This window comes from Yersinia rohdei ATCC 43380 (assembly GCF_000173775.1).
Classification (GTDB): domain Bacteria; phylum Pseudomonadota; class Gammaproteobacteria; order Enterobacterales; family Enterobacteriaceae; genus Yersinia; species Yersinia rohdei.
Genome location: NZ_ACCD01000001.1, coordinates 59,961 through 86,403 on the forward strand (window position 1 = coordinate 59,961; position 26,443 = coordinate 86,403).

Here is a 26,443-nt window from a genome sequence, read left to right on the forward strand (position 1 = left end):
TATCTCGCCAAGGCACGACTGAATGACCTCGTATTACCCTCGTGTTACCCAACAGGGTCATTAGATAATTGCGCACCTTCGGGTGCGCTTTTTTCTGCCATAAAAAAGCCCATCTTATATGGGCATTTTTATTAATCTGATGGTCAGTATAAGTGTCAGCGCTTTATCCACTGGCCATTAATACCGCGCACATATTCACCCGCAGCAGCACGGTTAACCAACTTTTGCCCCGCTAATTTGGCGACATCCTCAGTAGAAATATGATTTTTTTGTGCTACTTCGTCATATTTTACCGCTCTGGCAATATTGATTTGCTCCACCAGCGCCAAAGTTTCGGCATCATTTTTTACCGGAGCCAAATAGCCACTCAGGGTTTCTCCTACCCGGCCTTGTTGCTTTGCTTGTTCTAAGGTCAGTGCAAATACCCCAGTACTAAACAACAGACTGCCACTCAACACCACCAAAGCCAGTATCTTGCGAATCAGCCGCGATTGACCACCAATCCAACCTGAAGTTTGCTTTTTCATCATGGCTCCTTAGAAAAGATTGGATTGATTTTTAAGCAAATTTTCCACATCTTTATCAACTCGGATCTGGATTTCGTGCTCAATCTTGACGTTCATATTGATAGTGATAGGTTTCTCCGGGGTCGCCACCTCAAGACGTAAACAGCCACTGAGCAGAAACACCCCCAGAACAAGTGCCACACATTCCCATGTCAAGATCTTCATTCCTTCGCCCTCACCGGTGCTGTTGTTGTTTGTAACGATGTTGGTTGTAACGAAATAGTCGGTTGTAACAAAAGATGCTGTTGTAACCACTCTTGTAAATTATCGCCAAACCGCAAGCTACGCCAGAGTTGGAAGATATTTTCTTCATGGCGATAATTTAAGACTATTTCTCGTTTTGAGTTTTTCTGCGTATTCACGCCGTGAATCTTTGACTGCAATGTTAATTGGCCAAGGTTATCTAAATCCACCATGGCATAAGATTGGTAAATCTCCATGTAACGCAACCAGTCCATTGCAGCACCTGCTGCGATATTACTCTCACCGATTGAGTTGGTAAGATCGGGGTCCAAACGCAGTGTCACCATGCCGTCATTAGCAATCCACCCTTTGTGCACCAGCCATTGTGGATTATTAAGATAAAGGGGTAATTCGCCGTTCACCTTACCTGACATGGCAAATTGCTTAGGTTTAAGCACAGTAAATAGTTCGCTTAAATCTATAGCGCTTAATTTCAGCACCGCCGCATCATGTTGCGGTAAGCGCAATGCAGATAAGCTTAAATGCCCTTGCAGAATATCCATGCCAACGTTACTCAAGGTCAATGGGGATTGCTCTGAATAAGGATATGTCCCTTGTAGGTCGGCGGTGATATTTTGCATTTCAAACAAGTTAGTCAACGAAGCAATGCGCAGTTTAACTGGCCCTTGCGCCCCTAGCTGCCACTGACTTTCGCGTAGGCGGTAGGTCATCACAAAATCCAGCCCACTTAACTCGCCCTCTTTCAACCACATGCCGCCATTCTTCACCACCCAGTGCCCACCGGCGGTAAATCCTTGTTTACGGGCGGCGGAAAAGGCCGCCTGCGCATACAGCTGGCCATCACGCAGCTTGATACCTAACTCTTGGGAAATTAGTGGCTGGAATACCGTTAATGACTGTTTCGGCCACCAGCCCTCGCCCCGTAAGCGCTCGCCATCCCAACGCCCCTGTAGCGCAATCGGCCCAATACTCTGTGCCTGTAACTTTCCTTGCCACAAGAAGCTGTTCGGATCACGGCCATTAAGTTGGAGGGATAATAGCGCCGGAGGCAAATACCCCCCGCCATCACTAAATGCCACTTTTTTCGCGCCTAACTCAAGCCCGGCAATAAAAGCCGGATGATGGTTATCGCGCTGCCAGGTCAGAGGTTTAACTAAGGTCAGCCGTGGTGCATCAACCTTAGCCAAGCCATATTCTAAGCGGTCAAAACCGGTAGACAGTTGATCCAGAGTGATAAGCGTTCCCTGCCAGCGCCCTTTGCCACTGACATCCCAATGGGCAGCCAAAGGAGGCAGATGCCCCTTACCCCAATAGCGCCACTGCCAATCGCCTTTATCTGGCCAAAACTCTTGCGCCTGACCATCAAGATGCACATTAAAATCACCCCAATAGCTGTCTTGCGCATCCACAATCGCTTGCAGCCGCCCCGTCACACCTGCGGCGGTGACCTTCACCCCCGCCAAAGGCCAGCGGGCATCTCTTATCCGCAGTTCCGGAGTCACACGGCCGTGCGCCCGTAGCAACGCCCCCGGATGCAACACCCAGGTGGGGTTCAGTACCGAGCCGCTGAGCAAGCCGGGAATAGTCCCATTCAGTATTATGCTGTCCAGATTCGCCTGCCCGCTTAGCTGGAACTTTAAATCACTGTTGGTCATACTCAGATTGCCCGGCCCAAGGGTCAGGACGGCGTTCCCTTTCCCTGCTTTACCCGCGGTAACCACATTAATGCGGGCATCAATGGTGGTTTTATCCAGCCCCTGTTCCCAATGATTCAATGTCAGGTTAAGCCCACCACTAAGCGGTTGCGCCGCATAAGGCCATTGCCACTGGCCCGCGGTAATTTGCAGTTTGTCTGGTACGCGTTGCGGGCTTAAATCTATCCGCCACGGCAAGCGCGCCAGCGGTAATTCGTCACCGCGCTCTGTCAGAGTCAGCACCCCTTGCAGCTGTTGCCAACTCAAATTCAGTAAGAGAGGTTTAGACAGATACCCGGTGGTCAAAACCCCATCCAGCATTCCCTGTTCAGGCCAATCATCCAGTGACAGGGGAATTTTGATTTTCCCGCTAAGTTCGAAAGGCTGTTCAGCGCCAGGTACCGCAATAGAGAATTGCTGCAAGCTCAGTTGTTGTTCATTATCTAAAGTGGCGGCAAAACTCAATTGCGGGCCTTGATAATGTAACTCTTGGGATAGGTTGGGCGTCACCGACGACGTCAGTGTCAGTTTGCCGGCGTATTGCTGCCAAGGGGTAATTTGCACATTGTTGATGGCCACATCCAGCACCGATAACTGCTGTTGCCAATAGGCTAAATCGAGAGGGGCGCTGTCACCACTGACAGGTAATTGGCTCAAGCAGGCAGTATCTAAGGCCACTTTATTCGCACCTAACTGCCAGCGGCTATGGTGATAACCTATACTCAATTTATCAATATTTACGAGAGTACAATCTTGCACCCGATAGCGCAGCTGGGGGATACGCAGCGCGCCCTCATGCCAGACTGGTGGGCTAGATAATATGAGTTGGCTACCCGCGGGCAACCAATATTGCGCAACTTTTGGCAGCCATTGCGGCAGGGTCTTCCATAATATCATCAGAGAAATTGCGCTGATTAATAACAGCCAACCCACTATTTTTGCGCATTTAGTCATGACTTTCCTTGTGTTGCACTCATCTCATGTTCTGGAGTGCTTTGACCACAGCAACCTAAACGGCTGCAAGATACCATAATAAATACAGCGACTCTCGTGACTCGAATAGAATTACTGCTATTGAAAACCGGCATAAAAACCTTACCTCAATGGCATGAGAATGTTACAAGTCCTATCCAGCCGGCTATTGTCGCAAATTGTATGATTTATTCAAATCTGTTAGATTTATCACAATATTTTAGCGGAGTTATCATGATGAAATTAGCCGTTTACAGTACTAAACAGTATGACCGCAAATACCTCGAATTGGTCAACAAAGATTTTGGCTTTGAATTAGAGTTTTTCGATTTTCTGTTAGGCCCAAAAACAGCAAAAATGGCCGCCGGCTGTGATGCGGTCTGTATTTTCGTCAATGATGATGCTTGCCGCGAAACATTGGAAGAATTGAAAGAAGTCGGCGTCAAGATTCTGGCCTTGCGCTGTGCTGGCTTCAATAATGTCGATTTAGTTGCAGCGAAAGAACTGGGCATTCCTGTGGTGCGCGTACCGGCCTATTCACCTGAAGCCGTTGCTGAGCACACTGTAGGTATGATGATGAGCCTTAACCGTCGTATTCATCGTGCTTATCAACGTACCCGTGATGCCAACTTCTCCCTTGAAGGTCTGATTGGCTTCAATATGCATGGCCGCACTGCCGGGATTATCGGCACCGGTAAAATTGGTGTGGCCACCATGCGAATTCTGAAAGGTTTTGGTATGCGCCTGCTGGCCTTTGACCCTTATCCAAGTGAGCAAGCCCTGGAATTAGGTGCGGAATATGTTGACCTCAAAACCTTGTATGCTGAATCTGATGTTATTTCACTGCATTGCCCGATGACGCCAGAAAACCATCATTTGCTCAATAAAAGTGCCTTTGATCAAATGAAAGATGGCGTGATGATAATCAACACCAGCCGTGGTGGCCTGGTTGACTCAACTGCAGCAATTGATGCGCTGAAACAGCAAAAAATTGGCTCGCTGGGTATGGACGTCTATGAAAATGAACGTGATTTGTTCTTTGAAGACAAATCCAATGACGTGATTCAGGATGACGTTTTCCGCCGCCTGTCTTCTTGCCACAATGTGCTCTTCACCGGGCATCAGGCATTTTTGACCGAAGAAGCGCTGACCAGTATTTCTCAAACCACCATGCAGAATATTAGCCAGTTGGTCAAAGGGGAGCCGTGCCCCAATATCGTCACTGTTTGATTGGCCGACAGTCGCCATGAGTTGGGGTGCTCACTGGAATACCCTACTTATGCTTAGGACATGACATGTTTTAAGGATAGTGCCTGTTTTAAGGGCATATTTAACCTGGAGTCACATGAAAAAAATAATTCCATTGGCCATAGCAGCGGCATTATTAGCAGGATGCGGCATGAATCAATCCACCAGCACCAGTAATGTCACCGCCAGTGATCTGTTGCATCACAACTTTGTGCTGGTCAGTGTTGATGGCAAACAGCCACTAAAAACCCCTGCGCCGAGTATTGAGTTTGGCGAAAAGATGCATATTTCCGGGGCGATGTGTAACCGTTTCATGGGACAGGGAGAGCTAAAAGACGGTATTTTGACGGCAAAAGGGTTAGCAAGCACCCGTATGCTGTGCGGTGATGAACAGTTAAATCAGTGGGATGCGTTAATAGGCCAAGTGCTTAATAGCGGAGCCAAAGTGACATTAGCCAAAGGTCAATTAACACTGAGTAATAAGGATCACACCTTAATTTACCAATTGAAAGATTGGGTAAACTGATCCCCGCTTAATTAACAAAGTGCAATAAAGCGGCAGTATTGAAGGTTATTTTAATACTGCCGTCAGTTAACGCGCCGGGCAAGCACCGCGCATTAATGCCCATTCCTCACAACGTTTGCCATCCGGCAATTGGCACATTCCCACACTGCTACCATTAAGTTGCTTAGCCATCGTCAATACCCCTCCAACATTGGCACAATTAACCGCCGCAGGATTCGCCATATTCAGATTGTGATGCACATTCGCACTGGTTCCTTGCTGTACTGGTTCATAGGCATTGTCATTATATGAAACGGTATCGGTTGAATCATTGCTGCTGCACGCGGCTAAAAAAAACACTGCGCCGCCCACTAAACAAGATATTGCCTTCATTCTTTTACTCCAGCCTGAGAAATATATCGTGTTAACCCAAATATATTGGGCGACCCACCGGTGATATTCACTGAGTGAGACTGATTAATTCCAATGCATTTACATAAATCGGTGGTACGCATACGTTCGTGATGCGCAGTGAATTCCACTAACCACCTTGCCGCTTAAACTACCACGGGGTTATAATTTGACTTATATAATATCTGTTATAATTAAAACACAACATAAATAAGTGTTAATGCAAAATTTAATTTAACCTGAAACCGCAAGAATAGCCGACTTATCCCCTCACTTAAGTGCTAACTCTTGATAGAAATAACTAAAGCTCTATATTAATCAGAGTGGAAATCAAACACCTACCAAAGGCAAAAGAATAAAATGGAAATGAGTATGATAGCTGATCTACTTTTGCGCATTACTTTAGCGGGAGCATTAGGAGGACTGATTGGGCTGGAACGTCAATTACGCGCCAAAGATGCTGGATTGCGTACCCATGTTCTGGTCGGGATTGGCAGTGCTATGTTTATGATAGTGTCAAAATATGGGTTTGAGGATTTACTGCCATTAGAACACATCAGTTTTGACCCCAGCCGCGTGGCGGCACAAGTGGTTAGCGGCATGGGCTTTCTGGGTGCCGGGACTATCATGGTCCAAAGGCATATGATTAAAGGGCTTACCACCGCTGCCGGAATGTGGGTTACTGCGGCGATTGGTTTGGTGGTGGGTAGCGGCCTGTATGAGATTGGGGTTTATGGCACCATAGTGACATTAATCGTGTTGGAAATTTTCCGCCAACTGAGTGACCGACTGATTGGTCAGCATTATGCTATCTCGATAAAACTGCTGCCAAACTCAGTGCCGTTGATTTTGGCTACTATACAAAATATGAAGCTCAAGCCAGCTAATCTGTCCGTCATACACAATCCAGAGCAAGATGGCACGCCGATAGACTGTGAGCTTACGGTGGAAGTGACATTGTCACCACGAAAAAGTGTGGATGAGCTGTATGCCGCATTATTGGCTATCGAGGGCATACATCAGTTAGATATTAAGTAACTCGCATTGGCAATGCCGCTGCACATTATCCCAGGTGAAAGAGGATCCCAACTGAAAGATAATGCGCAGTGGCGGTATTCACCGCAACTAAAACACCGGATTAATGCATAGGTGTTTTAGAGAGCAAGTTAATGACTAATACACCGGCAATAATCAAGGTCATCCCAGCAATGGCAGCCCAATCCAGCTTTTGCTGGTACATAAATAAAGCGGCGATGGATACCAACACAATCCCCAACCCTGACCAAATGGCATAAGCAATACCCAATGGCATGGTTTTGACCACCTGCGATAATCCCCAAAAAGCAATCCCGTAACCAATAACCACGACCACCGAGGGCACCAAGCGGGTAAAGCCATCAGAGGCTTTTAACATCGTGGTTGCTACCACTTCGGCAATAATTGCCATTATCAAATACATGAAACCACTCATTATCACACTCACATTTCAGTATTGGGCTGACATTATGCTCGCCCAAGGTTAAATGTTCATTAAATCTTGCGCCATACGGCTGGGCATAGCGGCTGATCTGCGCGTTACAATTAACCCACAAATTAATGACCTTACGAACCCATTATTTCAAAACAAACGCAACTCCAGCATAATAATTGCACTGCCGAAAGGTAAGTAATATCTAATTCCAGTCATAAATAGTTTTCTAATTGTAATAATTATTATCTGAAGCCCCTGATATACCCCCAGCCCTCCTGAGTTCCTTATTTTCTGTTACCTCACTGTCACACAAACGCGATAACCGGCAAAAAATCTCTCTGCTAAAATTTTTGTATTAGTTCAAATAATCAGACATCCCATAAATTTCAAAATGCAGAAAGTCCCATTCCCTGCATGATAAGCAATGTGAAGGTATAAATTAATGATTACAACTGACGGTAACAGTGCTGTAGCTTCTGTCGCCTATCGCGCCAATGAAGTTATTGCTATCTACCCTATTACGCCAAGCTCCACTATGGCTGAACAAGCAGATGCCTGGTCTGGTGACGGCAAAGTCAATATCTGGGGGGATGTTCCTCGGGTCGTTGAAATGCAGTCAGAGGGCGGTGCCATTGCCACTGTGCATGGCGCGCTGCAAACCGGGGCGCTATCAACCTCATTTACCTCTTCGCAGGGATTGTTGTTGATGATCCCAACCTTATATAAGCTGGCCGGCGAGTTGACCCCCTTTGTCTTGCATGTTGCCGCCCGCACCATTGCCACCCATGCGCTGTCTATCTTTGGTGACCATTCCGATGTCATGGCCGTGCGGCAAACCGGCTGTGCCATGCTTTGTGCCAGCAGTGTGCAGGAAGCACAGGATTTCGCCCTGATTTCTCAGGTGGCGACCCTCAATAGCCGTATTCCATTCATTCATTTTTTTGATGGTTTTCGCACCTCACATGAAATCAATAAAATCGTCCCTCTCAGTGATGACACCTTACGTCAGCTGCTGCCACAGCCAGGGATAGACCAACACCGCGGCCGTGCCCTGTCGCCAGACCATCCGGTGGTGCGGGGTACCTCGGCCAATCCAGATACTTATTTTCAGTCCCGTGAAGCCACTAACCCTTGGTATAACCAGACTTATCAGCATGTTGCAGATGCCATGCAAGCCTTTGCCGCAGCCACTGGGCGCGACTATAAACCCTTTGAGTTTTATGGCCATCCACAAGCTGAGCGCGTCATTATCTTAATGGGTTCGGCTATCGGCACCTGCGAAGAAGTGATTGATAGCTTGCTAAAGCGCGGTGAAAAAGTGGGCGTGCTGAAAGTGCGGTTATTCCGCCCTTTCTCTGCTGAACACCTGCTCAGTGTCTTACCCTCATCAGTGAGCAACATTGCCGTGCTGGATCGCACCAAAGAACCCGGTGCGCTGGCCGAGCCACTCTATTTAGAGGTGATGACCGCACTGGCGGAAGCCTATAGCCGTGGCGAGCGCGCCACATTGCCAAAAGTGAGTGGCGGCCGCTATGGTTTATCCTCCAAAGAATTTGGCCCGGATTGTGTGCTGGCGGTGTTCAAAGAACTGTCATTAGCATTGCCGCGCCCGCGTTTTACCTTAGGCATTTTTGATGATGTTACCGGTCTGTCATTGCCGATAACGAATGAGAAAATCGAGCAACGCGCCACTCTGGAAGCCCTCTTCTATGGCCTTGGCAGTGATGGTTCGGTGTCGGCCACAAAAAATAATATTAAGATTATCGGCAACAGTACCCCACTGTATGCACAGGGCTATTTTGTATATGACTCCAAAAAAGCCGGTGGCCTGACCGTCTCGCATTTACGGGTCAGTGAAACGCCCATCAACTCGGCCTATCTGGTGAGTGAAGCCGATTTTGTCGGCTGCCATCAGTTGCAATTTATTGATACCTACCAAATGGCCGAGCGCTTAAAACCGGGCGGTATCTTCTTGATTAACACCCCATTTAGCGCCGACGACATGTGGCAGCGGCTGCCGCAAGAAGTTCAGGCGGTACTGCACCAGTGCCAGGCGCGTCTGTTTGTGATTAATGCGGCTAAAATCGCGCGCGAGTGCAAATTGGGTGCTCGAATTAATACCGTCATGCAGATGGCCTTTTTCCATCTCACCCAAATATTGCCCACCGCGTTGGCGCAGGAGCAATTGCGGGCGGCAATTGACCGCAGTTACAGCAACAAAGGGCCGGAAATTGTCAGCCGCAACTGGCAAGCACTGGATGCCACCCTTGATGCGCTGGTAGAAATCCCGCTGCAACCTATTGATGAAAATAGCCCAATGCGCCCGCCGATAGTCTCGGATCTGGCCCCAGATTTTGTGAAAACTGTCACGGCGACCATGCTGGCCGGTTTGGGTGATGCTCTGCCGGTTTCCGCATTCCCCCCTGATGGCACCTGGCCGGTGGGCACGACCCAATGGGAAAAACGCAATATTGCGGAAAACATTCCTCTCTGGCAGCCTGATCTCTGCACCCAATGTAATCACTGTGTTGCGGCCTGCCCGCACTCGGCTATTCGCGCTAAAGTCGTACCGCCAGAGGCCCTGTCCGGCGCGCCGGATAGCTTACAATCGCTGGATGTAAAAGCGCGCGATATGCGAGGGCAAAAGTATATTCTGCAAGTCGCCCCCGAAGATTGCACCGGTTGTAACTTATGTTATGAAGTTTGTCCGGCCAAAGATCGTCAAGACCCGACCATCCGCGCCATTAACATGAAACCCCGGCTGGAACATTTAGCCGCAGAAAAAGCACATTATGATTTCTTCCTGCAACTGCCCGAAATTGATAAAAGCCAGATTGAGCGCATTGATATCCGCACCTCTCAGCTGATTTCGCCGCTGTTTGAGTACTCTGGCGCTTGCTCAGGTTGTGGTGAAACCCCCTATATTAAATTGCTTACCCAGTTATATGGTGACCGGCTATTAATTGCCAATGCCACCGGGTGTTCGTCAATCTATGGCGGCAATCTGCCAACCACACCTTATACCACCAATGCCGAGGGCCGCGGCCCAGCATGGGCAAACTCCCTGTTTGAAGATAACGCCGAGTTTGGTTTGGGCTTTCGTCTGACTGTTGACCAACATCGGCAACGTGTTATTCGCTTAATCAATCAATTAGCACCACAATTACCGCCAGAATTGGTCAGCCAATTACTGGAGCCGCAGGCCACACCGGAAGTGCGCCGCGAACAGGTCAGCCAACTGCGCCAAGTATTACTCGCCATCCCTGGCCATGAGGCACAGCAATTAGCCACTGATGCAGATTATCTGGTGGATAAATCCATTTGGCTCATTGGCGGTGATGGTTGGGCTTATGACATTGGCTTTGGTGGCCTTGACCATGTACTCAGCTTAAGTGAAAACGTCAATGTCTTGGTGCTCGATACCCAGTGCTACTCCAACACCGGCGGCCAACAATCCAAAGCAACCCCTTTAGGGGCGGTAACCAAATTTGGCGAACACGGCAAACGCAAGGCCCGCAAAGATTTAGGGGTCAGCATGATGATGTATGGCCATGTCTATGTCGCACAGATTTCATTGGGCGCGCAACTCAATCAAACCGTGAAAGCCATTCAAGAGGCCGAAGCTTACCCCGGCCCATCGCTGATTATTGCTTACAGCCCTTGTGAAGAACACGGTTACGATTTGGCTTACAGTCATGACCAAATGAAGCAACTCACCGCGACCGGTTTCTGGCCGCTGTATCGTTTCGACCCACGCCGTGCCGAGGAAGGCAAAATAGCATTAGCCCTGGACTCGCGCCCACCAAACAGTGATTTGACCACCACACTGCTAAATGAGCAGCGCTTTCGTCGGCTCAATACCCAAGAGCCAGAGGTGGCGGCCCAACTGTATGCGGCGGCAGAGCAAGACCTGAAAAAACGTTATGAGTTTTTGAGCTTGTTAGCCGGAAAAGCAGAAAAATCGCCGACCGAGTGACAAAGCCCGCCACTCAAAATCCATTGGGTATAGATTAAAAAAAGTGGCTTTAATCTCCATGTTCAAGATAATTATGCCGGTTACACCGCACTCAGTATAAATTTCAAAAGAAAATTTGTCGGGCTGTTTATATACCGGCGCGGTCGGCCACCATTTAATTGATGGCATGAACGTCTGGCTTTGTAAACAATACAGAGAGAAGCAAACGATGGGCATTATTGTTGCCGATTTTGTCGACATTGATGAGGGAGACATTATTAAAACAGTAGTAAATTCAAATAACTTTGTATAAGCCATAGCTATGAGCCCGGCTAAAAAAGGCCAATCCATAACTTAAAACACTAATATATGCGCTTATTGAATGATAAACTCACGGCATAGCAACAATACCCCGTTATGCTCCTAACCGGATGTGAGTCACGAACAAATGCAAGAGAAACAAGTGGTTAATCAAAAAGAATATTACAATTTTAACAAACTGCAAAAACGTCTGCGCCGCAATGTGGGTCAGGCGATTGCTGATTTTAATATGATTGAAGAAGGCGACCGCGTGATGGTCTGCCTATCAGGCGGTAAAGACAGCTATACCATGCTGGATATTTTGCAAAGCCTGCAAAAAAGCGCGCCCATTAATTTCACCTTGATTGCCGTGAATCTAGACCAGAAACAGCCCGGTTTCCCAGAAGATATCCTGCCGGCGTATCTGGATAAACAAGGTGTGGAATATAAGATAGTTGAAGAAAACACCTACGGGATCGTGAAAGAGATTATCCCGGAAGGGAAAACCACCTGTTCACTGTGCTCGCGTTTGCGTCGTGGTATTTTATACCGTACTGCCAGTGAGTTAGGGGCAACCAAGATTGCACTAGGTCATCATCGCGACGATATTTTACAAACCTTGTTCCTCAATATGTTCTATGGTGGGAAACTGAAAGGTATGCCGCCAAAACTAATGAGTGATGATGGCAAACATGTGGTTATCCGCCCGCTGGCCTACTGCCGTGAAAAAGATATTGAGCGTTTTGCTGTTGCCAGAGAATACCCGATAATTCCTTGTAACTTGTGTGGTTCTCAGCCTAACTTACAGCGTCAGGTGATCAAAGACATGTTACGTGACTGGGATAAACAGTATCCAGGGCGTATCGAAACCATGTTTAGCGCCATGCAAAATGTCGTTCCTTCACATTTGAATGACCACAAACTGTTTGATTTTAAAAGTATTACTCATGACAGTGACATTGTGGATGGCGGTGACCTGGCCTTTGACCGCGAGGAATTACCCTTGCAACCTGTTGGCTGGCAACCTGAAGATGATGAAAACAGCGAACAACAACCGCTGGTTCGCCTTGATATCGTCGAAATTAAATAATGCGCTAATGACTATCGCCTCGAGCTAGTGGGGTTCTGAGGCGAGTAACGGTTCTTTATTTCCTTGCCATTATCTGGCTAAAAAACAAAAAAAATGCCGATGTTGAGATAACATCGGCATCGTAACAATTATGTGCTATGCAGTAATTCAAAAATAAAAGTATTACAAATATGGAGCGTAACGCCCATCGCTTGACGTTACATTCACCTGCAAAGTGATAATGCCTGAGTCATCAGCGCCAAATCTTGATATGGCTCAATTTTGCAGTGATTAACTTCCTGTTTGGCATACTCTTTTATTTGAGGGTTTATCGCCAGTTAAAGCCATTTACTGCGCTTTAACCCCCAGGCAACACAGAGCACCAAAAGCATCAACATGATGCAGAAAGTTGCAAAGCCATAAGAATAGGTATTGCCTGGGATCCCCCCCAAGTTAACGCCAAATAAACCCGTCAAAAAAGTCGTCGGTAAAAACACCATCGCCAACAGTGACATAGTATAAGTGCGCCGGTTCATGGCATCCGCCATTAATGAGCTAATTTCATCGGACAGCACCGCAGTGCGCGCAATACTGGAGTCCAAATCTTCTAACCCTCGCCCCAAACGCTCTGAGATTTCCTGCATACGACGGCGGTCGTCATCACTCATCCACGGCAAGCGCTCACTGGCTAGCCGGGAGAAAACATCCCGCTGAGGTGCCATATAGCGCCGTAATACAATCAGCTGCTTGCGTAGCAGTGCCATTTGCCCTCGCTGTGGAATTTTTTGTTCCAGCAGGTCGTCTTCAAGATCGATAATCTTGTCATGCAAGTCTTCAATAAATTCACTGGTATGGTCGGTCAACCCATCAGCAATCTCCACCAGCCAGCTGCCGCTGTCGGTTGGGCCAGTGCCACTTTGCAAATCATTTAGAACCGCGTCAATGGAGTAAACTTTGCGATGCCGGGTTGAGATAATTAATTTATCCGTCATATAAACCCGAATAGTGACGAGTTGATCTGGCCGGGCATCATTATTAAAATTAATCCCCCGCAGAGTTATCATCGTGCCATCGCCCAAACGCGTCACCTTAGGCCGAACACTCTCACCAGCAAGGCCGTCACGAACAACCTCGGGCAGCAATGGGGTATTCTGCAACCAAGCCACACTGTCTGGATGGGTGTAATCCAAGTGCAACCAACAAGGTTGTTGGGCAGTCGCCACCGCCTCAACACTTATGGGTATCACTCCCCCTTTGCCATCAAGTTGATAGGCATATACTGCATCAGAAACTTGAAGTGCTTTCCCTTCGACTACATCCACGACAACATCCTCTATCTCGGCATTTATCATGCAATTAGCTCAGTGTAGCGCTAGCCATCCAATCTTTAAAGTTGCTGGCTGCGGATAGCCGATGCTCAGGGAGAAAATAACTGACTACGACGTAAATCATTACTCTGCAAAGTCACTGTATTTATGCATTCATAATGCGATATGTATCGCGAATATTATCCGTAGGCGGTATCTCTAAGGATGCATAAGGATAAAGTCCGCAGGAGTGTCTTGAGCTTTGAGGTACAATTTTATCCAGTTACCACGTTGTATATTCAAGGAATATTAATTATGGAAATTAGCTTCATTACGTTAATGAAAGCATTGATTGGGGGCGCGGGCGCGGGGTTTGCAATGACCGGGGGCTTATCATTCTTAATCCCCACTTTAACCATCACGCCTCCCCTTGCATTCACATTTGCAGCTATTGGCGGAGTGCTGATAGCCGGAGCTTATCTGAGAAAAGTTTTGGTGACTTAAATTGGAGCCACTCTCCCCACACTGGTACGCGCCACAGACAACAGATGAGTTAACAAGGTTTTATTGTATTATCTGTATTTCATACATGCTGGTACATATTCTCTGGGATTGCATTTCAAAAAAGACGCCGCCCTTTGCATTAGAAAATCTGCAATATAAGCTGAGTGAGTTATATTCATCATCAACCTTTGCTACCAGCGCATTTTTTTTCGTGATAATTATAGATATAAAAAATCCATTACGTTCTTCAGATGCATTTATCTTTCCATTAATAGTCGCATCATTGACAGGCTTTATGATATCTATTTCGGCCATAGTGCCCAAACAAAATAATACAGCACCCAAACAAAACAGTAAGAAATAATTTTATACTTTCTTATACATTAAATAATTAAATTTTTAACTAAACACGCCGGAAAATACCGGCGGTCTATTTATCACTCTAAAAAATGAGAGGCTAATGCTTAGTGATATACCCTATCAATGCTTAATAATATACATCGTATGGCTATATGCCACATCTTCTGGATTAGTGATTGGATAGCCTTTTACCCAAGGTTTAATTAACCGTCCATTAGTGAATTGGTATATTGGCGCTATCGGCACTTGCTCTGCAATAATCTGCTCAGCTTTGTTATAGTCATCACTCAATGCCTTCGGGTTAGTCTGTTTACCGGCCTCACTGAGTAAGCGGTCATAATCAGCATTAGTGAACTTGGCAATATTTCCACTGTGAGTGGATGTCAACAGTGAGAGGAATGTCGATGGCTCATTATAATCACCCGTCCATGATGCACGAACAACATCAAAATTACCGGTGTTGCGGCTGTCAATATAGGTCTTCCACTCTTGGTTGATCATTTTGACATCCACCCCCAAAGTCTTCTTCCACATGGAAGCAATAGCAATGGCGAGTTTCTGATTATTATCCGATGTATTGTATAGCAGCGATAACTCTAGCGGTTTATCCGGGCCATAACCTGCGGCATGCAACAATGCTTTGGCTTGTGTATTTAATTCGTCTTGATCTTGTTGCTGTAATAGATTCGCCACTGGGTGGTAGCCTGCAGTCACATCAGGTGTGAAATGATAGGCAGGTTTTTCTCCGGTACCTAATACTTTTTCAGCAATAATCTTACGGTCTATGGCATAAGATAATGCTTTACGCACCCGAACATCATTGGTCGGCGCGCGCTGCGTATTAAAGGCATAATAATAAGTCCCTAACTGATCGGGAGTATAAATCTGATCAGGAATATCTTTTAATAACTTCTGATATAAATTTTTCGGGAAAGATTCCGTAATATCAATATCCCCGGCCTGATAGCGTTTAGTTGCATTGGCTTCCTGATTGATTGGAATAAATGTGACTTTAGTTAGCACCGTATGTGCATGGTCCCAATAATGTTCATTAGGCACCAGGACTAATTTCTCATTTACTACTCTATCTTGTAACTTAAATGCCCCGTTCCCTACCAGATTGCCTACTTTCGTCCAATCACTGCCATATTTTTCAACCACCGAGGAAGGCACTGGGAATAAGCTGAAATTCGCCGTCAGGCTGGGGAAATAGGGCACTGGCTTACTGAGTTTAACTTTAAGTGTATGATTATTAACCGCACTTACGCCAAGAGACTCTGGCGGCATTTTCCCGGCAATAATTTGTTGCGCATTCTCCATTCCAGCCAGTTCTGCAAACCAGGCAAAAGGAGATAAACTTTTAGGATCAACCAAACGCCGCCAACTATACACAAAGTCCTGCGCGGTCACAGGTTCGCCATTAGACCATTTCGCATCTTTGCGTAGGGTAAATATATAGGTTTGGTTATCTGCTGTTTGCCATTTTGAGGCAACACCGGGAATAATTTGACCATGGGCATTCTGATTAACCAACCCTTCAAATAAATCCCTCGCAACCTGAGCTTCAATTAATCCAACGGCTTTCATCGGGTCAAGCGATGCCGGTTCATCTTTAATATGACGAACAATTTCTTGTTTTTCAGCCAATACAGTACCCGCAGGAACATCAGCAGCATTTGCCGCGCCCAGCGCTGTGCCAACTAATGCGGCACACAATGCAAAACGGAAATAGCGCATAATTAATAACCTTTTCGTTGTGATTCCATTTCAGCGAAAGTAAAAAATCTCATCAGCATAAACTAGCAGATTAAACATCATCATGACGACGATAAAATAAAAAAATACTGCGCTGCGTGGCTGGCGAAAGAGTGGTAAAACTCACCGCTTTTATCAGCCATTCATTCGAGCATCATTTTTCTTCAACTCATTATCTGACCTTTCGAAAATTAACAGTCCAGACGGCTGACAAAGCTGATTGGCGGGGAAAGGTGCCAAATAGGTCGTCGCCGCATAAGTGGCCAGCGCGCCCATAAGGGCTCTTGCCCCGATGAACCAGAAACTGAAAATGCCGTTTTGTCATCAACTGCATATCTTATTGATTCAAAGTAATAATGTTAGATGCTATGTTGAAGTTAATATTAATGCATACGAAATAATAGAGAATATCATGAGCCAATATCGCCTCCGCACCGCACGGGGAAATCTGGTGACGCCAGGTCAACACTACGGCACCTCCTTGTTGGGCGCACCGCTGCTTTATTTTCCTGCCGCCAATCCCACAGCGAATACTGGCTTGATTATTGCCGGAACCCACGGTGACGAAAGCGCGGCTATTGTCGCCCTCTCCTGCGCCTTACGCAGTATCTCACCGCAGCAGCAGCGCCATCATGTTATCTTGGCGGTCAACCCCGATGGTTGCCAACTGGGGTTGCGAGCCAATGCCAATGGGGTTGATCTTAACCGCAACTTTCCGGCCCAAAATTGGCAATCAGGAGACACTGTCTATCGTTGGAATAGCGCCGCAGAGGCGCGTGATGTGGTGCTTTCGACAGGAGAACATGCGGGTTCAGAACCGGAGACGCAAGCATTGTGCACATTAATTGCACAGTTATCTCCTCGTTGGGTGGTGTCATTCCATGAGCCACTGGCCTGTATCGAAGATCCCGCCAGCTCAGCACTAGGTGCGCGACTGGCAGCTAATTTCGCCTTGCCGCTGGTCACTACGGTGGGTTACGCCACTCCGGGTTCATTTGGAAGTTGGTGTGCTGAGCTTGACCTTCCTTGCATTACCGCAGAGTTGCCACCCATTTCAGCCGATGAGGCCAGTGAATGTTATCTGGCCGCATTGATTGATTTACTGACGCTAGCGGATTAAACCGATAAATTGATCGCCCCGATAGAGAAATCCAACCTATCTTCCACATCCTGCGCCAACCATGTGGGGCCATCCAGATCGACAAAACGCGCCCCCGGAGCCAGTGGCAATGCGGCCCGGATGGCGCGCGAGGTACACAACATACAGCCGAGCATAATGGTGAATCCCATTGATTTTGCCTGCTCGGCCAACAACAGTGCCTCGGTTAATCCGCCACTTTTATCCAATTTTATATTCACCATGTCATAGCGCCCCACCAGACCGGCCAGGTCATCCCGCGTATGACAGCTCTCATCGGCACAGATAGGCAGCGGATGAATAAAAGTTTGCAATGCATTATCCATCCCAGCAGGTAGAGGTTGTTCCAACATCGCCACACCTAAATCCGCCAATAACTGACAACGCCCAGCCAAACCTTCGGGTTGCCAGGCTTCGTTGGCATCCACAATTAAGGTCACCTCTGGCGCAGCACTGCGGATAGCCACCAAACGTTCAGCAATAAAATGGTCATCTAGCTTTATTTTCAATAGGGTAGCCCCAAGATGGGCTAATGCGCTGGCACTGTAGGCCATAGCTTCTGGAGTGCCAATGCTGACTGTTTGGGCCATTGAAATACGTGGCACCGGCGGCGTTTGGGTGCGCTGCCATAAACTTTGCTGAGTCTGCAGACATTCCAGTTGCCATAAAGCGCAATCTACGGCATTTCTGGCCGCACCCGCTGGCAATAGCTGTTGTAAAGCCGCGCGTGAAGCACCTGCTTCTATGGCCTTCATCACCGAGGCCAACTGTGCCATAACCGAAGACTCGCTCTCGCCATAATGTGGATATGGAGTACATTCGCCAAAGGCATAAATGCCCTCTTCTTCTATCTCGACCACCACCACTTTAGCTTCAGTACGGCTGCCACGAGAAATAACAAATTCAGAGTGCAGAGGCCATGCCTCAGGATAGCAACGCAGGGTTCTCATTAAGATTCCTTAGCAGAATTCGGGCTTTGGCACCAAGTGCCAGAACATAATGTAGGAAAAAATACAATTATTTAGCAAATTTCTCATATCCAAGCTGCCATTGTTACCTTAAACTGAACTTCGTGTTACACATCTGTAAAAGGGATCAAATAATGACACAGACAGTACATTTCCAAGGCAATCCAGTGGCCGTTGCAGGCCAACTGCCACAAGCGGGCGATAAAGCTAAAGACTTTACTTTGGTAGCGAAAGATTTATCTGATGTTGCACTGAGCAGCTTCGTTGGCAAACGTAAAGTCCTGAACATCTTCCCAAGTATTGATACCGGTGTTTGTGCCGCTTCCGTGCGTAAATTCAATCAACTGGCTGGCGAACTTGAGAACACGGTTGTTCTTTGTATCTCCTCTGACCTGCCATTTGCTCAATCTCGCTTTTGCGGTGCTGAAGGCCTGAGCAACGTTATTATGTTGTCGACTTTACGTGGCGCAGAATTCAAACAAGCTTATGGTGTTGCCATTACCGAAGGCCCACTGGCGGGATTGACCGCACGTGCCGTCATCGTCCTGGATGGTCAAGATAACGTTATCTACAGTGAATTGGTTAACGAAATCACTACCGAACCAAACTACGATGCGGCTCTGGCAGCACTGAAGTAACCAGCAAGTTTTCTACTTTAATGAAACCAAGGTGAATTAACTCACCGGTGAGTTAAATAAAGTCATAACAAAAACGGCTGGCCCATCTGAGCGCAGCCGTTTTTTATGGCAACCTATTGATTCTCGTCTTACTCGACGCGTCTGCGCGCCGTTAGCCTATTACTCTTCTTCGTTTTCATCACTGGCGGCGCGTTTACTGCTTAAACCATATTCCCGCAGTTTGTTAGCAATAGCAGTATGTGAGACCCCCAGCCGCTTCGCCAATTTACGTGTACTCGGATAATTACGATAAAGGCGGGTTAAAACCGAGCGCTCGAAACGTTTGCTAATATCATCAAGCGAACCATTGAGAACTTCATCCCCCAACGCCGCTTCAACCTCAAATTCCGGCAAGATGATATCTTGTGGTCGCAGTTCAAGACCGTCCAATTGCGTCAAGGCCCGATAGACAGCATTTTTCAGCTGCCTCACATTACCCGGCCAACCATAATTTGTCAGGAAACTGCTGAGTTCTGGTGACAATTTTGGCCGTGGCACACCTTGTTCATCAGAAAAACGGTCAACAAACAATGCGGTCAGCGGCATAATATCCGCCTGCCGCTCGCGCAATGGCGGTAAAGTTATCGTCAGCACATTAAGGCGATAATACAAATCTTCGCGGAATTCCCCCCGCTGAACCAGTTCCACCAAATTCTTTTGTGTGGCGCAAATAACCCGTACATCAACATGCACTTCATGTTCTTCCCCAACTCGGCGGAAAGTGCCATCATTGAGGAAACGTAACAGTTTGATCTGCATCCGAGGCGACATTTCGCCTATTTCATCCAGGAGTACCGAACCGCCATTCGCTTGCTCAAAAAATCCTTTTTTACCCTCAATAGCATTTGGGTAAGCCCCGGCGGCGTAGCCAAATAGCTCACTTTCCACCACATCATCTGGCAGTGAAGCACAATTTAGACCGAGGAAGGGCATTTTCCCGCGCGGGCTGCGTAGATGACAAGCACGCGCCAATAAATCTTTACCAGTACCGGTATCACCCACTAGCAGTAAGGGGGCATCCAACATGGCTAATTTGCGCGCCTGTTCAAGAACCTGGCGCATCTTCGTGCTGGTCGCGACAATCTGTTTAAATTCAGTGTCATCGTTCACTGATAAGATTTGCAGCTGTTTTCCCATGCGCGCAGTGGATTTTAACATCACTACCGCACCAACTGTTTGATTTTGCTGATTTTCATCTTCAAGCTGAATCGGGGTAATCTCCATCAGATAATCCTGATTATTGATCAACACGCGCTCGGTGTGGGGTGCAGTTTCGCCCCCCTCAAACCAACGGGCAAAGTTATATCCGCCAAGCAAGCTACCGGCGGTTTTATGGCGAACTTTCTCCTCATTAAGGGAAAACAGCCCACGAGCCGCAGGGTTGGCTAACTCAAGATTACCTTTTAAATCAATGGAGAATACCGGTTCTGGCATGGACTCAAGCAGCGCACGCAGTGACCGGTGTTCGCGCTCGGACGGCATAAAAGAAACGGTTCGGACATCAGTGACACCATCAATACGCCGAATATCCATCATTAATGCACTAAATACACTGAAATCCAGTTGCGAAAAATTCAGGTAAATGCGGCCAATAGGATCAATTTCGATCCCCCGTAAATCAATGCTGCGTAATACCAAGAGATCAAGTAACTCTCTGGTAAGACCGAGTCGGTCTTCGCAAAAAACTTCCAAGCGCATCAGTATCGACCTTATCTATGGCAGGTGCGGATTATCTGCCTATGATAATACCCTGTCCCCCGGTGCTGATGAAGCAGTCTGTCAGCAAAAGTTGACAGGAATCGGCTTTTTGCTGTTTTTTTTACTCGATAAAGCCCAAAAAGGTAAGATTATCAGCGGCAATAGTGGTTGCAAGTAGTGAGTTATTAGTTTTTATATCAATTATTTAGAATAATATAATGCTTAATGACGCTGATAATTTCGTCAAGTGCAGGTGACACTTTGCTTTATATCAGCCAGCTGGCTATAGTATAGGTAGCCAATTGACCGAGGAGGTTACATGAGAGCATATCACCCAGCCCCAGCGACCAAAACTGGCGCGCTATGGCGTGAGATTGGTTTGCCCGCCAGCCGCGGCACCCTATTGGTAGACAGCATTAAAATGGGATTTTCTGTTGATGTTATCGACAGCATTCATCTATGGGCCGCCATTCCTAAGTCTGAAATATTGCGCGCCACCGGTATTCCCAGCCGCAGCCTTACCCGCAGGCGCACCCATGATGGCCGCTTCACACCAGAAGAGAGTGAGCGAATTGCACGTTTTGTTCGCGTAATGGATGCCGCGGTGGACTTGTTCGGGGGCGATAAAAGCAAAGCCATTATTTGGATGTCCACCCCGATTAAAGGTTTGGGTCACCGCAGCCCAGATTCTCTACTAGAAACAGAAACTGGCGCACTGGAAGTCTGTGATTTAATCGGGCGTTTGGAGCACGGTGTATTTTCATAGCTAATTGCCAAAGGGACAATAATACATGGATGAGTATTCTAACGGGGTGATAACGCGATGAAATACCGCCAGACGAGCCAATGCTTATGATGCTCTACCGCATTGTCATGCGCCGTTATCTTGCCTCAACCTGGACGGGTTATGGTGCAGAAATCTATGGCGGCCGTTGGAATCATAAAGGGCATGCCGCTATCTACTTAGCCAGCAGCGTATCATTGGCAATGTTAGAAACACTGGTGCATATCCAAGACAGTTCGACGCTGAGTGAGTTCGAATTATTCCAGATTGAAATCGATGACAGCAATATTATGCAGCTACAACCCCAAGATTGGCCTGCTGACTGGCGCACTGACCCCGCACCGGCGGCCACTATGGACATCGGTACCGAGTGGCTGGAATCACAATCATCGCTTGGATTACTGGTTCCTTCCACTCTGGTACCCTCTGAAAACAATCTGCTGGTTAACCCAAGACACCCAGATTTTCAGACTAGCTTGAACAGCGCCAAACCACTGCCTTTCGTTTTTGACCCGCGCCTAAAATAATTTTACGGCAAAGGATCGGCGCGCCATTACTGCGCTGTTGATTTGGCTTTTTTGGGCAAGGTATTTTTCAACTGGCTAATCAATTGCCGGCGGAAATCACCCAGTTTAGGTTTATCATCGCCCAACCAAGGTAATGGTCGGCAGAGTTCCATCGCTTTGATGCCCAGTCTGGCGGTCAGCAACCCGGCACCAATACCTTGCGCGGCACGGGCTGATAGCCGAGCAGCCAAATCTTGCGATAACCAATCCATACCCACTTCTCGCACTAACTCTGACGCACCGGCAAAAGCAATGTTCAGCAGCACCAAGCGGAATAGTCTGATCCGGCTGAAATACCCCAACTCAATACCATATAAAGCAGCAATGCGATTAATCAAACGAATATTACGCCAGGCAATAAACGCCATATCCACCAGCGCCAATGGGCTGACGGCAATCATCAGTGCGGATTCAGCAGCATAGCGGCTTATTTCAGCCCGCGCCTGATTATCCAGCACTGGCTGCACCAATTTGGCATAGAGTTCAACCACTTCCCGATCATTATGGGTTTCATGCAGCGAGGCTTGCCAGCGCTGTAACGCCGGATGCCCTTGATCCAGACCCGCTTGACGGGCAAGTTTTTCGCAAAATACCCGCCCCTGACCCAAACCGTGGCTGACTAACAGTTCCCGCGCGATATCCCGCTCTTCAGCCCGCTGGCGTAAGCGGTATAAACGCCGCCACTCGGTAACCACTGAGCCCACGCCCGCCAGCACAATCAACCCACCGGCAGTGGTCGCGCCCAGGGCTATCCAGTCTTGTTGTTGCCAGGCCTGATTGACCCATTGCACCGACTGCGCAATCACACTGGCACCAAAAAGCACCAGCGCGACGGTGACCATTTTACGCCACAGGCTGCGTTTGGGTTTGAGTGCCGCATTCACTAATCCCTCGACCCGGCCTTCATCATTTTCCGCATCCAGCTCTGCCGCCATAGGATAGAAATTCGCCGCTGCCTGCTCGTCAAACGCCTGCGCCGCTTTCAATACTGGCTCATCCAGTGGTTGCAGCGGTTGTTCAAAATCGATCCGAGGTTTTAACGTCTCGCTCATCGCAATTTATCTCCCAATAAGAATTCCATCACGGCATCAAGGCGAATGTGGGGCAATGGGCTGTCCACATTGACGGCTTGTGGGCGAAACTCATCAAAATGAAAACCCTGCTGCTGCCAAAAAACCGGGCCAGGTAACCGGGCCGGAACCTCCCCTGGGAACACCGTCAGCGGCATTCCATCACTCAGGCGATGCCCGCGTAATGCCGGTATTTTTTGCCCCTGGCTTTCGACCATGCCACTTTCTGTCGCTTGCACCGAGGCCAGCCCAACGCAATCCATGCTAATACCTTCGAAAGCCGCATTCTGCCAGGCTTCTTGTACTAATTGCTGGAGCAAAGAAACTAAATTGGCGTGTTGGTCTGCCGTCACATGATCCGCTTTGGTTGCAGCAAACATCAGCTTATCAATACAAGGGTTAAATAAGCGGCGGAATAACGTGCGTTTTCCGTAATGGAAACTCTGCATCAATTGTGTCAAAGCCAAACGCATGTCATTAAACGCCTGCGGCCCACTGTTCAAGGGCTGCAAGCAATCTACCAACACGATTTGCCGATCAAAACGCACAAAATGCTCTTTATAGAACCCTTTGACGACCGTATTGCAATAATAGTTAAACCGGGTGCGCAGCATGCCAAAATTGGAGTGTTTATCCGCCTGAGCCAGCCGTGACTCACCAATACTGTTGATATCCGGCCAAGGGAAAAACTGCAACGCCGGCGCGCCCGCCATCTCGCCGGGGAGCACAAAACGCCCCGGCTGAATGAAATGCAGCCCTTCCGTTTTGCAACGAATCAGATAATCAGTATAAGCCTGAGCAATTGCCGCCAGTTGATTTTCGTCGGCTGGGGCCAATGGATCGCACTGCTGACATAATGTCAGCCAAGGTTTGGCCCACTCAGCTCGGTCACCTTGTAGCAAGCCCGCCATTTGGCGCGACCAGCTTAAATACTCTTGTTCCAGCATCGGCAAATCTAACAACCATTCGCCAGGATAATCGACAATTTCCAAATACAGTGTCGAAGTGTCTTTAAAATGGCGCAACAGCGAGTCATCAGAACGAAAACGCAACGCCAGACGAATTTCACTGACTCCCCGAGTCGGGGTTGGCCAGTTTGGCGGCGTGCCATACAAAGAAGCCAATCCTTCATCATAGGTAAAACGTTGGATACCCAAATCTCGTTGCGGCACCCGCTTTACGCCAAGCAACCTTTCTTCGCGCACAGCAGAAAACAGCGGCAAACGTGCGCCGCTGTGAACATGAAGTAGTTGATTCACTAAAGAAGTGATAAATGCCGTTTTACCACTACGGCTCAGGCCGGTTACCGCTAACCGCAGATGCCGGTCCATTCCTCGGTTAACCAATGACGTAATTTCATTTTGCAGTCGTTTCATGCTTATCCTTGGCAAATTGACCCGCAGCAGCCCCCATGACACGTTTTAGCATTGGCTCTAACATCATCAACAACAACCAACGCAGGGGTTTGCGGCTAACATTTTTTACAATAAAACCGGCGGCACCGGCAGGGCCATAGGTCAATGCGACAGTAAAAACAATTTTAATCAGTGCGGTTAATACTACACCTGCTCGGTTACGGGCGGGATTATTGTTCATCTTTGCGCCCTCCAACAGGCATCGGGTTATAAATAATAGACGGTTATGATAAATCCCAGCCCAACATCTCTGGATGGCGGGCTGACATGGCTATTAATGAGTTACTGACATTTCTATTAATTATTTACCCGGATTACAATTGGCGAAAACGGCTCTGTACCCCAAAGGTGTCGGAGGTAACATAGCGCTCCACCTGGCGCAGGCGCTGCTCTCCTGCCCCCAACTCATACTCTAGCTGATCCAGCAACTGCCGTGGGGTTGCTTGCTGTTCACTGAAATTGGCAGCAGGCACCGGTTCTAGAATAAAAGTCAGAATGATATAGGCCGCAATGGTGAACACGAACAAACCAAAAAACAGGGATAAAACCACCATCACTCGAATCAATCGTACTGGAATATCAAAATAGTGCGCCAGACCAGCACAAACCCCTTTGACCATGCCCTCTTCGGGTACCCGATACAACTTTTTCCTACTTAACACATTGTTTTTGAAAGAATCGCTCATTGTTACTGCCTCCAACCTGGATGCTGTGCATCAAGTATCTCTTCCAATGTCTGAATACGTTCGCGCATCCGGCGAGCATCATCAGTTAATTGTGATAAGCGCTGCATATCCTGATGGCTGAGTTGTGCGCCGCTTTGCTGGCGATTGCTGTAATGCAGCCATAACCAAATCGGCGCGACAAAAAGCACAAAAATGGTCAGCGGTATGGCAAGAAACAGGATACTCATTCGTTCCCCTTAATCATCTGTGATAGCGGGTGTCCGCATTTTATTCATGGCAGGCCGCCGGTCATTCTGACGGCCTGATGAGGGTCATTTAAACGCGATAAATTCTAATCACTGTTATTCAGCTGAATTCATTTTTGCTTTCAGGGCCGCCAACTGGTTACTGATTTCATCATCCGCCTTCAGTTCGGCAAACTGGCTTTCCAGCGACTTTTGCTTGCCAATACCTACAGTTTCAGCCTCTGCTTCCATGTGGTCAATACGCCGTTCAAATTGCTCAAAACGCGCCATTGCTTCATCCAACTTGCCACTGTCTAACTGACGGCGAACATCACGGGATGACGCGGCAGCTTGATGACGCAAGGTGAGCGCCTGCTGTCTGGCACGGGTTTCGGTCAGCTTGCTTTCCAGCTCGGTAATTTCATGTTTCATGCGATTGAGCGTTTCTTCTACTGTCGCCACTTCGCGGGTCAGTGTCTCAATCAGTGCTGCCACTTTTTGTTTTTCAATCAGTGCCGCACGCGCTAAATCTTCCTTCCCCTTACGCAAAGCCAATTCGGCTTTATCCTGCCACTCTTGCTGCTGACTTTCGCTATGTTCAATGCGGCGCAGTAGCTGTTTTTTCTCTGCCAACGCACGGGCTGATGTTGAGCGGATCTCAACCAGTGTATCTTCCATCTCTTGAATCATCAGCCGCACCAATTTCTGTGGATCTTCGGCTTTATCCAGTAATGTATTGATGTTGGCGTTCACGATATCGGCAAAACGAGAAAAAATACCCATAATTTACGTCCTCTTTTAACTTATTGGTTCTTTGAAAGATTGGCGTCAGGTCACGCCCACTCACCTGGCTTTCTTGCGATACTTTAATTTAGCTCGTCGTCTCCTTGGGATAA

26 protein-coding genes are annotated in these 26,443 nt (G+C 47.8%); 10 read left to right on the forward strand and 16 right to left on the reverse strand.

The genetic code is table 11. From position 1 onward, the window contains the following. Nucleotides 1-155 precede the first annotated feature (155 nt). Genes YROHD0001_RS16800 through YROHD0001_RS16790 form a run of 3 tightly spaced genes read right to left on the reverse strand, consistent with a single transcriptional unit; the run spans nt 156 to nt 3,418 of the window. Nucleotides 156-527 (reverse strand): YdbL family probable chaperone protein, encoded by a 372-nt coding sequence (locus tag YROHD0001_RS16800; RefSeq protein WP_032815847.1) that lies wholly within the window; start codon nt 525-527, stop codon nt 156-158. Between the two features lie 9 nt (nt 528-536). Then, the gene (locus YROHD0001_RS16795) at nt 537-731 is read right to left on the reverse strand and encodes a YnbE family lipoprotein (protein ID WP_032815848.1); all 195 of its coding nucleotides are present in this window, start codon (nt 729-731) and stop codon (nt 537-539) included. Then, complete coding sequence (locus YROHD0001_RS16790; RefSeq protein WP_032815849.1) at nt 728-3,418, reverse strand: YdbH family protein; 2,691 nt, start codon at nt 3,416-3,418, stop codon at nt 728-730. Before YROHD0001_RS16790 ends, YROHD0001_RS16795 begins: the two co-directional genes overlap by 4 nt. A 255-nt stretch (nt 3,419-3,673) precedes the next feature. On the opposite strand from YROHD0001_RS16790, the gene YROHD0001_RS16785 reads away from it, so the two are divergent. Both YROHD0001_RS16785 and hslJ read left to right on the forward strand, forming a co-directional pair. Next, nucleotides 3,674-4,666 carry a 2-hydroxyacid dehydrogenase gene (locus tag YROHD0001_RS16785; protein WP_032816027.1) on the forward strand — a complete coding sequence of 331 codons (993 nt, stop codon included), beginning with the start codon at nt 3,674-3,676 and terminating at the stop codon, nt 4,664-4,666. A 115-nt stretch (nt 4,667-4,781) separates the two neighbouring features. After that, entirely contained in the window at nt 4,782-5,210 is a 429-nt protein-coding gene (gene hslJ, locus YROHD0001_RS16780) for a heat shock protein HslJ (RefSeq protein WP_004712900.1), read from the forward strand. Between the two features lie 66 nt (nt 5,211-5,276). On the opposite strand, the gene YROHD0001_RS16775 is transcribed toward hslJ, so the two are convergent. After that, on the reverse strand, nt 5,277-5,582 hold the full coding sequence (locus YROHD0001_RS16775) for a putative hemolysin (RefSeq protein ID WP_032815850.1): 306 nt from the start codon (nt 5,580-5,582) through the stop codon (nt 5,277-5,279). Nucleotides 5,583-5,972: 390 nt separating this feature from the next. Here YROHD0001_RS16775 and YROHD0001_RS16770 point away from each other — a divergent pair, with 390 nt between their 5' ends. Further along, nucleotides 5,973-6,638, forward strand: a complete 666-nt coding sequence (locus tag YROHD0001_RS16770) for an MgtC/SapB family protein (protein WP_032815851.1) — start codon at nt 5,973-5,975, stop codon at nt 6,636-6,638. Between the two features lie 100 nt (nt 6,639-6,738). On the opposite strand, the gene YROHD0001_RS16765 is transcribed toward YROHD0001_RS16770, so the two are convergent. Next, the gene (locus YROHD0001_RS16765) at nt 6,739-7,071 is read right to left on the reverse strand and encodes a DMT family transporter (RefSeq protein ID WP_032815852.1); all 333 of its coding nucleotides are present in this window, start codon (nt 7,069-7,071) and stop codon (nt 6,739-6,741) included. A 442-nt stretch (nt 7,072-7,513) separates the two neighbouring features. Here YROHD0001_RS16765 and nifJ point away from each other — a divergent pair, with 442 nt between their 5' ends. Together nifJ and ttcA are read left to right on the forward strand one after the other, a co-directional pair. Beyond that, nucleotides 7,514-11,047: a pyruvate:ferredoxin (flavodoxin) oxidoreductase gene (gene nifJ, locus YROHD0001_RS16760; protein WP_004712904.1), complete on the forward strand. Its 3,534-nt coding sequence runs from the start codon at nt 7,514-7,516 to the stop codon at nt 11,045-11,047. Between the two features lie 427 nt (nt 11,048-11,474). Next, a complete protein-coding gene (ttcA, locus tag YROHD0001_RS16755) occupies nt 11,475-12,416 on the forward strand; it encodes a tRNA 2-thiocytidine(32) synthetase TtcA (RefSeq protein ID WP_004712906.1) in 942 nt (313 codons plus the stop codon). 317 nt (nt 12,417-12,733) lie between these two features. Here the strand turns inward: ttcA and zntB are convergent, their stop codons facing one another. Continuing rightward, nucleotides 12,734-13,717: a zinc transporter ZntB gene (gene zntB, locus YROHD0001_RS16750; protein ID WP_032815853.1), complete on the reverse strand. Its 984-nt coding sequence runs from the start codon at nt 13,715-13,717 to the stop codon at nt 12,734-12,736. Nucleotides 13,718-14,017: 300 nt separating this feature from the next. On the opposite strand from zntB, the gene YROHD0001_RS16745 reads away from it, so the two are divergent. Then, on the forward strand, nt 14,018-14,206 hold the full coding sequence (locus YROHD0001_RS16745; protein WP_004712908.1) for a hypothetical protein: 189 nt from the start codon (nt 14,018-14,020) through the stop codon (nt 14,204-14,206). 60 nt (nt 14,207-14,266) lie between these two features. Here YROHD0001_RS16745 and YROHD0001_RS0117055 read toward each other — a convergent pair whose 3' ends face one another. Further along, on the reverse strand, nt 14,267-14,521 hold the full coding sequence (locus tag YROHD0001_RS0117055) for a hypothetical protein (protein WP_032815854.1): 255 nt from the start codon (nt 14,519-14,521) through the stop codon (nt 14,267-14,269). Nucleotides 14,522-14,686: 165 nt separating this feature from the next. Then, nucleotides 14,687-16,303, reverse strand: a complete 1,617-nt coding sequence (locus YROHD0001_RS16740) for a peptide ABC transporter substrate-binding protein (protein WP_004712911.1) — start codon at nt 16,301-16,303, stop codon at nt 14,687-14,689. Nucleotides 16,304-16,733: 430 nt separating this feature from the next. On the opposite strand from YROHD0001_RS16740, the gene mpaA reads away from it, so the two are divergent. Further along, nucleotides 16,734-17,441 (forward strand): murein tripeptide amidase MpaA, encoded by a 708-nt coding sequence (gene mpaA / locus YROHD0001_RS0117060; RefSeq protein WP_032816028.1) that lies wholly within the window; start codon nt 16,734-16,736, stop codon nt 17,439-17,441. Here mpaA and ycjG read toward each other — a convergent pair. Further along, a complete protein-coding gene (gene ycjG, locus YROHD0001_RS16735) occupies nt 17,438-18,409 on the reverse strand; it encodes an L-Ala-D/L-Glu epimerase (RefSeq protein WP_004712913.1) in 972 nt (323 codons plus the stop codon). The two genes, mpaA and ycjG, sit on opposite strands and share 4 nt — an antisense overlap. Before the next feature lie 152 nt (nt 18,410-18,561). Between ycjG and tpx the strand changes: the two genes are divergently transcribed. Continuing rightward, nucleotides 18,562-19,065: a thiol peroxidase gene (gene tpx / locus YROHD0001_RS16730; protein ID WP_032815855.1), complete on the forward strand. Its 504-nt coding sequence runs from the start codon at nt 18,562-18,564 to the stop codon at nt 19,063-19,065. Between the two features lie 159 nt (nt 19,066-19,224). On the opposite strand, the gene tyrR is transcribed toward tpx, so the two are convergent. Continuing rightward, a complete protein-coding gene (gene tyrR, locus YROHD0001_RS16725) occupies nt 19,225-20,802 on the reverse strand; it encodes a transcriptional regulator TyrR (protein WP_032815856.1) in 1,578 nt (525 codons plus the stop codon). Nucleotides 20,803-21,121: 319 nt separating this feature from the next. On the opposite strand from tyrR, the gene xre reads away from it, so the two are divergent. Continuing rightward, nucleotides 21,122-21,568 carry a type II toxin-antitoxin system antitoxin Xre gene (gene xre / locus YROHD0001_RS16720; protein WP_004712916.1) on the forward strand — a complete coding sequence of 149 codons (447 nt, stop codon included), beginning with the start codon at nt 21,122-21,124 and terminating at the stop codon, nt 21,566-21,568. A gap of 86 nt (nt 21,569-21,654) precedes the next feature. Next, entirely contained in the window at nt 21,655-22,113 is a 459-nt protein-coding gene (locus YROHD0001_RS16715; RefSeq protein WP_004712918.1) for an RES family NAD+ phosphorylase, read from the forward strand. Between the two features lie 26 nt (nt 22,114-22,139). Here YROHD0001_RS16715 and YROHD0001_RS16710 read toward each other — a convergent pair whose 3' ends face one another. From YROHD0001_RS16710 to pspA, 6 genes are all read right to left on the reverse strand, one after another. Further along, nucleotides 22,140-23,204, reverse strand: coding sequence for a YcjF family protein (locus tag YROHD0001_RS16710; protein ID WP_032815857.1), 1,065 nt, complete (start codon nt 23,202-23,204; stop codon nt 22,140-22,142). Beyond that, nucleotides 23,201-24,598 carry a YcjX family GTP-binding protein gene (locus YROHD0001_RS16705; RefSeq protein WP_032815858.1) on the reverse strand — a complete coding sequence of 466 codons (1,398 nt, stop codon included), beginning with the start codon at nt 24,596-24,598 and terminating at the stop codon, nt 23,201-23,203. Before YROHD0001_RS16705 ends, YROHD0001_RS16710 begins: the two co-directional genes overlap by 4 nt. Then, nucleotides 24,579-24,818, reverse strand: a complete 240-nt coding sequence (gene pspD / locus YROHD0001_RS16700) for a phage shock protein PspD (RefSeq protein ID WP_004712923.1) — start codon at nt 24,816-24,818, stop codon at nt 24,579-24,581. Before pspD ends, YROHD0001_RS16705 begins: the two co-directional genes overlap by 20 nt. A 133-nt stretch (nt 24,819-24,951) precedes the next feature. Then, nucleotides 24,952-25,323 carry an envelope stress response membrane protein PspC gene (gene pspC / locus YROHD0001_RS16695; RefSeq protein ID WP_032815859.1) on the reverse strand — a complete coding sequence of 124 codons (372 nt, stop codon included), beginning with the start codon at nt 25,321-25,323 and terminating at the stop codon, nt 24,952-24,954. A gap of 2 nt (nt 25,324-25,325) precedes the next feature. Further along, nucleotides 25,326-25,550: an envelope stress response membrane protein PspB gene (gene pspB, locus YROHD0001_RS16690; protein ID WP_004712926.1), complete on the reverse strand. Its 225-nt coding sequence runs from the start codon at nt 25,548-25,550 to the stop codon at nt 25,326-25,328. A gap of 114 nt (nt 25,551-25,664) precedes the next feature. After that, nucleotides 25,665-26,330 (reverse strand): phage shock protein PspA, encoded by a 666-nt coding sequence (gene pspA / locus YROHD0001_RS16685; protein ID WP_004712928.1) that lies wholly within the window; start codon nt 26,328-26,330, stop codon nt 25,665-25,667. Nucleotides 26,331-26,443: the final 113 nt, after the last annotated feature.

What these genes read in the sequence shown, in the direction of transcription:
- YROHD0001_RS16715 (WP_004712918.1), top strand. Translation starts at nt 21,655, where the DNA reads ATGATGCTCTACCGCATTGTCATGCGCCGTTATCTTGCCTCAACCTGG.
- ycjG (WP_004712913.1), bottom strand. Translation starts at nt 18,409, where the DNA reads ATGAGAACCCTGCGTTGCTATCCTGAGGCATGGCCTCTGCACTCTGAA.
- hslJ (WP_004712900.1), top strand. Translation starts at nt 4,782, where the DNA reads ATGAAAAAAATAATTCCATTGGCCATAGCAGCGGCATTATTAGCAGGA.
- tpx (WP_032815855.1), top strand. Translation starts at nt 18,562, where the DNA reads ATGACACAGACAGTACATTTCCAAGGCAATCCAGTGGCCGTTGCAGGC.
- ttcA (WP_004712906.1), top strand. Translation starts at nt 11,475, where the DNA reads ATGCAAGAGAAACAAGTGGTTAATCAAAAAGAATATTACAATTTTAAC.
- nifJ (WP_004712904.1), top strand. Translation starts at nt 7,514, where the DNA reads ATGATTACAACTGACGGTAACAGTGCTGTAGCTTCTGTCGCCTATCGC.
- YROHD0001_RS16745 (WP_004712908.1), top strand. Translation starts at nt 14,018, where the DNA reads ATGGAAATTAGCTTCATTACGTTAATGAAAGCATTGATTGGGGGCGCG.
- pspD (WP_004712923.1), bottom strand. Translation starts at nt 24,818, where the DNA reads ATGAACAATAATCCCGCCCGTAACCGAGCAGGTGTAGTATTAACCGCA.
- YROHD0001_RS0117055 (WP_032815854.1), bottom strand. Translation starts at nt 14,521, where the DNA reads ATGGCCGAAATAGATATCATAAAGCCTGTCAATGATGCGACTATTAAT.
- YROHD0001_RS16710 (WP_032815857.1), bottom strand. Translation starts at nt 23,204, where the DNA reads ATGAGCGAGACGTTAAAACCTCGGATCGATTTTGAACAACCGCTGCAA.
- pspA (WP_004712928.1), bottom strand. Translation starts at nt 26,330, where the DNA reads ATGGGTATTTTTTCTCGTTTTGCCGATATCGTGAACGCCAACATCAAT.
- YROHD0001_RS16795 (WP_032815848.1), bottom strand. Translation starts at nt 731, where the DNA reads ATGAAGATCTTGACATGGGAATGTGTGGCACTTGTTCTGGGGGTGTTT.
- YROHD0001_RS16800 (WP_032815847.1), bottom strand. Translation starts at nt 527, where the DNA reads ATGAAAAAGCAAACTTCAGGTTGGATTGGTGGTCAATCGCGGCTGATT.
- YROHD0001_RS16790 (WP_032815849.1), bottom strand. Translation starts at nt 3,418, where the DNA reads ATGACTAAATGCGCAAAAATAGTGGGTTGGCTGTTATTAATCAGCGCA.
- YROHD0001_RS16705 (WP_032815858.1), bottom strand. Translation starts at nt 24,598, where the DNA reads ATGAAACGACTGCAAAATGAAATTACGTCATTGGTTAACCGAGGAATG.
- YROHD0001_RS16770 (WP_032815851.1), top strand. Translation starts at nt 5,973, where the DNA reads ATGATAGCTGATCTACTTTTGCGCATTACTTTAGCGGGAGCATTAGGA.
- tyrR (WP_032815856.1), bottom strand. Translation starts at nt 20,802, where the DNA reads ATGCGCTTGGAAGTTTTTTGCGAAGACCGACTCGGTCTTACCAGAGAG.
- YROHD0001_RS16740 (WP_004712911.1), bottom strand. Translation starts at nt 16,303, where the DNA reads ATGCGCTATTTCCGTTTTGCATTGTGTGCCGCATTAGTTGGCACAGCG.
- xre (WP_004712916.1), top strand. Translation starts at nt 21,122, where the DNA reads ATGAGAGCATATCACCCAGCCCCAGCGACCAAAACTGGCGCGCTATGG.
- YROHD0001_RS16765 (WP_032815852.1), bottom strand. Translation starts at nt 7,071, where the DNA reads ATGAGTGGTTTCATGTATTTGATAATGGCAATTATTGCCGAAGTGGTA.
- mpaA (WP_032816028.1), top strand. Translation starts at nt 16,734, where the DNA reads ATGAGCCAATATCGCCTCCGCACCGCACGGGGAAATCTGGTGACGCCA.
- YROHD0001_RS16775 (WP_032815850.1), bottom strand. Translation starts at nt 5,582, where the DNA reads ATGAAGGCAATATCTTGTTTAGTGGGCGGCGCAGTGTTTTTTTTAGCC.
- pspC (WP_032815859.1), bottom strand. Translation starts at nt 25,323, where the DNA reads ATGAGCGATTCTTTCAAAAACAATGTGTTAAGTAGGAAAAAGTTGTAT.
- YROHD0001_RS16785 (WP_032816027.1), top strand. Translation starts at nt 3,674, where the DNA reads ATGAAATTAGCCGTTTACAGTACTAAACAGTATGACCGCAAATACCTC.
- pspB (WP_004712926.1), bottom strand. Translation starts at nt 25,550, where the DNA reads ATGAGTATCCTGTTTCTTGCCATACCGCTGACCATTTTTGTGCTTTTT.